The sequence below is a fragment of the Novipirellula sp. genome (assembly GCF_041583735.1).
GTDB lineage: Bacteria > Planctomycetota > Planctomycetia > Pirellulales > Pirellulaceae > Novipirellula.
The window spans coordinates 1-4,324 of sequence record NZ_JBFHFD010000706.1 but is presented as its reverse complement, the minus strand read 5'-3'; the positions used below and the strand labels follow the sequence as shown (position 1 = coordinate 4,324).

Annotated in this window: 4 protein-coding genes; 3 read left to right on the top strand and 1 reads right to left on the bottom strand. The window is 55.7% G+C overall.

Features of this window, described 5'->3' with window-relative positions; translation table 11 throughout:
* A partial coding sequence (hflX, locus tag ABX962_RS31375; RefSeq protein ID WP_372725501.1) for a GTPase HflX occupies positions 1 to 1,339 on the top strand: 1,339 nt, incomplete at its 5' end.
* Positions 1,340 to 1,629: 290 nt separating this feature from the next.
* Positions 1,630 to 2,418 (top strand): SDR family NAD(P)-dependent oxidoreductase, encoded by a 789-nt coding sequence (locus ABX962_RS31370; RefSeq protein ID WP_372725499.1) that lies wholly within the window; start codon positions 1,630 to 1,632, stop codon positions 2,416 to 2,418.
* Positions 2,419 to 2,513: 95 nt separating this feature from the next.
* On the opposite strand, the gene ABX962_RS31365 is transcribed toward ABX962_RS31370, so the two are convergent.
* Positions 2,514 to 3,824, bottom strand: a complete 1,311-nt coding sequence (locus tag ABX962_RS31365; protein ID WP_372725498.1) for a hemolysin family protein — start codon at positions 3,822 to 3,824, stop codon at positions 2,514 to 2,516.
* A 308-nt stretch (positions 3,825 to 4,132) separates the two neighbouring features.
* Between ABX962_RS31365 and ABX962_RS31360 the strand changes: the two genes are divergently transcribed.
* Positions 4,133 to 4,324: hypothetical protein (locus ABX962_RS31360; RefSeq protein ID WP_372725496.1), on the top strand; the 192-nt coding region annotated here is incomplete at its 3' end.

The window sequence follows — 4,324 nt, the reverse complement described above, 5'->3', positions numbered from 1 at the left end:
GGCCCGCCTGATCCTGCCCGAGCAAACGGTCGAGGCGGATCCGCTGGAAGAACTTTACGGATTGGCCACGACCGCAGGAACCGAAGTCGTCGATGAGTTGATGCAGCGGTTGACGCGACCGAATCATGGCACGTTTTTGGGGAAGGGCAAAGTCGAAGAGTTGCGGCTGATGGTCGAGCGGCATGACGCCGACGTGGTGATTTTCGACAATGATCTGAACCCCGCTCAAGTTCGCAATCTCGAGAAGGCGATCGATGCCAAAGTGATCGACCGCACCGAATTGATTCTCGACATCTTTGCTGCCGGTGCCCGAACGTATGAAGCTCGATTGGCGATCGAATTGGCGCAGCTCGAGTACTCGCTGCCACGGCTCAAACGGATGTGGACCCACTTGTCGCGTCAAGCGATGGGCGTCGGTATGCGTGGGCCGGGCGAGAAGCAGTTGGAAGTGGACCGTCGGTTGGCGCAGAAACGAATCCACGATCTGAAAGAAGAACTGTCCAAAGTCGAGCGTCGCCGCGAACAACAGGTCGAAGCGCGTAAAGAGGCACCGACGGTGTCGTTGGTCGGTTACACCAATGCCGGCAAGAGCACGTTGATGAACGCGTTAACGGCAGCCAACGTGCATGCCGCCGACAAATTGTTTGCCACGCTCGATACGCGAACACGGCGTTGGCAGTTGCCCGGTTGGGGAACCGTGCTGCTGAGTGACACGGTCGGGTTCATTCGCGATCTGCCTCACTCGTTGGTCGCTAGTTTTAAATCGACGCTTGAAGAAACGCGTCAAGCCGATTTGTTGTTGCACGTTGCTGACGCCAGTAGTCCGACGGTCTTCGAGCAAATCAGTGCGGTCTATCGCGTGCTCGAAGAACTTCAGATCGAAGCGAAAGACACGCTGCTAGTGCTCAATAAAATCGATGCGATCAAAAGTGCGGCGGTGCTGAACCGAGTGCTCGATCGTTACCCCAACGCGATCCCAGTAAGTGCCAAGAGCAACACGGGGCTCGTTCCGTTGATCGAAGCGGTGGGCGAGGCCCTGGGACGCGAGTTCTTTGATTTAGAAGTCGACGTGGCGCCGAGCGATGGCAAGTTGCTGGCCTACTTGGCGGCCAAAGGCGAAGTGTTGTCGCGGAAATATGGCGAAGAAATGGTGACGATTCACGTCCGAGTTCCTGCCGGAGCGATGGGGCCAGTGCATCGCGACGCCGTGGCGATTCGACACATGGACGAGCGTCCTGCGAAATCGAAAGACGATCAGGCGGCGGACGACGAGACCTCTTCGATCTCAATCGACCTGCCGTCGGTACCGCTGTCGGATTCATCAAGCGAAGTCGCCTAGCCAGCATGCTGCTCGATGTCGTAGCGAAAGTCGCCAACACTTTCGTCCATCCAATAGAACAGCGAATGCATCGACGACTTGTTGATCTAGTGAGTCGCGACGTGTCAGCGGCCGGGGCCCAGGCACGCCCCGGTGCCTCACTGCACGGTGCCTCACGGCACGGTGCCTTACGATCCACCGATGCGATGTGCATTTGGATTAAATCAACATGCCGTTGACGACTTTCGCTACGATCAACACGCTAATTCCTAGCTGCACCGCAGCAATCACCACGAAAGTATTGCGGATCGATGCGTTGGAAACCCAAAGATTCTATCACCGTCGTTACGGGCGCTAGCAGCGGGATTGGCTGCTGCTTGTGTGAATTGCTGCTCGATCGCGGAGCCACGGTGGTGGCTGTCGCCCGCCGAGCCGAGCGGTTGGCGAATCTCGCATCACGAGAATGTCCCGGCAAATTGATTCCGGTGGTCGGTGATGTGACGGATGCGGATGTGCGTACCGAGATCTTAGCGGCGGCGGGGCGTGTCGATGACGGCCGCTTGGATCTGCTGGTTAACAATGCCGGGATCGGCGCGATTGGCCCCTTCGTAAACGCTGACGAACAACGATTGCGGCGAATCATGGACGTCAATTTCTTTGCGCCCGCCGAGTTGATGCGGCATGCGATTCCGATGTTGCGGCGAGGTCGGGCCCCGGTGATCTGTAACATCAGCAGCGTGCTCGGACACCGTGCCGTACCCGACAAGAGTGAATATTGCGCAAGCAAGTTTGCACTTCATGGCTTGAGCGATTCACTCCGTGCGGAACTGGCTCGCGACTCGCACGCTGGCAACTCAATCCAAGTGACGTTGGTCAGTCCCAGCACGACACGCAGTGAATTCTTTGATTCGTTGATCGGTTCCGAAGCCGAGTCGCAATCAAAAAGCATCGGCAGTTGGCCACCCGCAAAAGTCGCTCGAAAAACGTTGGCGGCAATCGAGTCGCGCCGCAGCGAGGTGATCCTCAGTCTGGCTGGCAAAGCGTTGGTATACGCCGACCGCATCTCGCCGCCGTTGATGAATACGATCTTGGCGAGATAAAGAAAGTTGGGGGGCGAAACGCGGCCTTTCCCCGCAAGGATCCGATCCGACCCGAATGAGCGGAGCCAACCACGGGATGGGTTATGTCGTGTGCGTTATTCGGAAAGCCCCTCCGTGATTTTGAATTTCAATTTCGTGGCGCTGTCGTTTTTCATCTCCAGTACCTCTGCAATCGCACCTTCGAGTTGCAATTTGTCTCCCTGAACCAAGATTTTCTGCTTCACATCCATCAGCAAACCACTGATGGTGTCCGCTTCCTCGGACTCAGCCAACGGCAGCGACAGACGGCGACGAATCTCTTCCACCCCAGTGGTACCGTTAATGATGAATTCACCCGGTCCCGCTGGAACAATGTCCGGATCGGCGTTGTCAAACTCGTCGTCCACCTCGCCGACGATCTTTTCTAGGACATTCTCGAGCGTGACCATTCCGGTAATCGTGCCATATTCGTCGATCACGAAGGCCAACAATTGGTGCGTCGCTTGGAAATGCCGAAGCACGCGGCTGATCGGCATCGTTTCGTGCACTTTCTTGGGCGGCCGCACGATAGAACGAATGTCAAATTCGTCGTCGTCCGGCGGGATCATCAACAGGTCTTTGATGTGGACCACACCGATCACTTTATCGAGCGATCGATCGCATACCGGGTACCGCGTGTGCATCGTCTGGCGAACAAGGTCGCGGAGTTTGGAAAGGGGGTCGTTGATGTCGAAAAAGATTACGTCGCCACGAGGCAACATCACGCGGCGAACGATCATGTCATCGAACTCAAACACATTGTTGATCAGCGAGTGTTCGTCGCGACTGAGATTGCCATGCACATGGGCCTCTCTGAGCAACGCGCGGATCTCGTCTTCGGTACGCACACCCTCGTGATCCGATGCTCCTTTGATGCCCACCAATTGAAGCAAGAACGAAGTAACCACATTGAGCACCGTCAGAAATGGATACAGCAGCACATAGAAAAACTTTAGTGGCAGCGCGCACCACAACAACATCTGTTCAGGGCGGCGGATCGCGAAAATTTTGGGGAACTGTTCTCCGACGACCAAGTGCAACCCGGTGATCGCAGAGAACGCCAGCGCGAACCCCATCACGTGAACCACCCGCTCATCCGTCACCCCGATCCACCCTAGAACCGGTTCCACCAACTTCGCAAACGCGGGCTCACCGACCCAGCCCAATGCGAGCGAAGCCATCGTGATCCCTAGCTGGCAAGCGGAAAGCGATTCGTCCAATCGCTTGGCGAGCCATTTCGCAGTGTTGGCAAACGCCTTGCCATCGCGGGCGAGTTGGTCGATCCGTGAAATGCGAACCTTGACAAGCGAAAATTCTGCGGCGACGAAGAATCCGTTTAACAGAATGAGAAAAAGAGCCAAGCCTAAATAGATCAGTGTGCCAGTCATGTTGTCCAACAAATATTGATAATGATTGCTCGCTTTAAAGCGAACGCTTCCCAACGAGCGAGGGTATTTCCATCGCTTTGGGGCGTGAAACTGCGGTCCAGCCCGATCGCTCGTCAAATCTGTCCCGCGTCCATCGTGACCAACGGTCGCTGAGAATGTGAAGTGTAGCGAATCCCATCCATGGCCGAATCGTCCGTTTCTGGTAACCGGTCAATAACTCACTCTTTAGCGGCGAGACGTTTCGCGTTTTTTAAGGAGCCGACGATTTCAGTTTGCAAACGTCCGGCCATGCAGAGGAAACTCGGTCGATGCCTCCGTTAACCGAACCGGACTCGGCGACGTTTTTCAACAACCGCAAGCTCCAGATGATATCGCTGCGACAGGTTTTAATGCAAAACAGTAAAGCCGGAGGCCTGTTTCAATTCGCCGGATTCTTGGCAAGATGCCTTGTTGCGACTTCGGATTGCCGAACGTTATGGGGGCTCAAAAATCGATTTGAG

Coding starts and splice junctions, on each gene's coding strand:
- ABX962_RS31370 (WP_372725499.1), top strand. CDS start 1,630: ATGCGTTGGAAACCCAAAGATTCTATCACCGTCGTTACGGGCGCTAGC.
- ABX962_RS31365 (WP_372725498.1), bottom strand. CDS start 3,824: ATGACTGGCACACTGATCTATTTAGGCTTGGCTCTTTTTCTCATTCTG.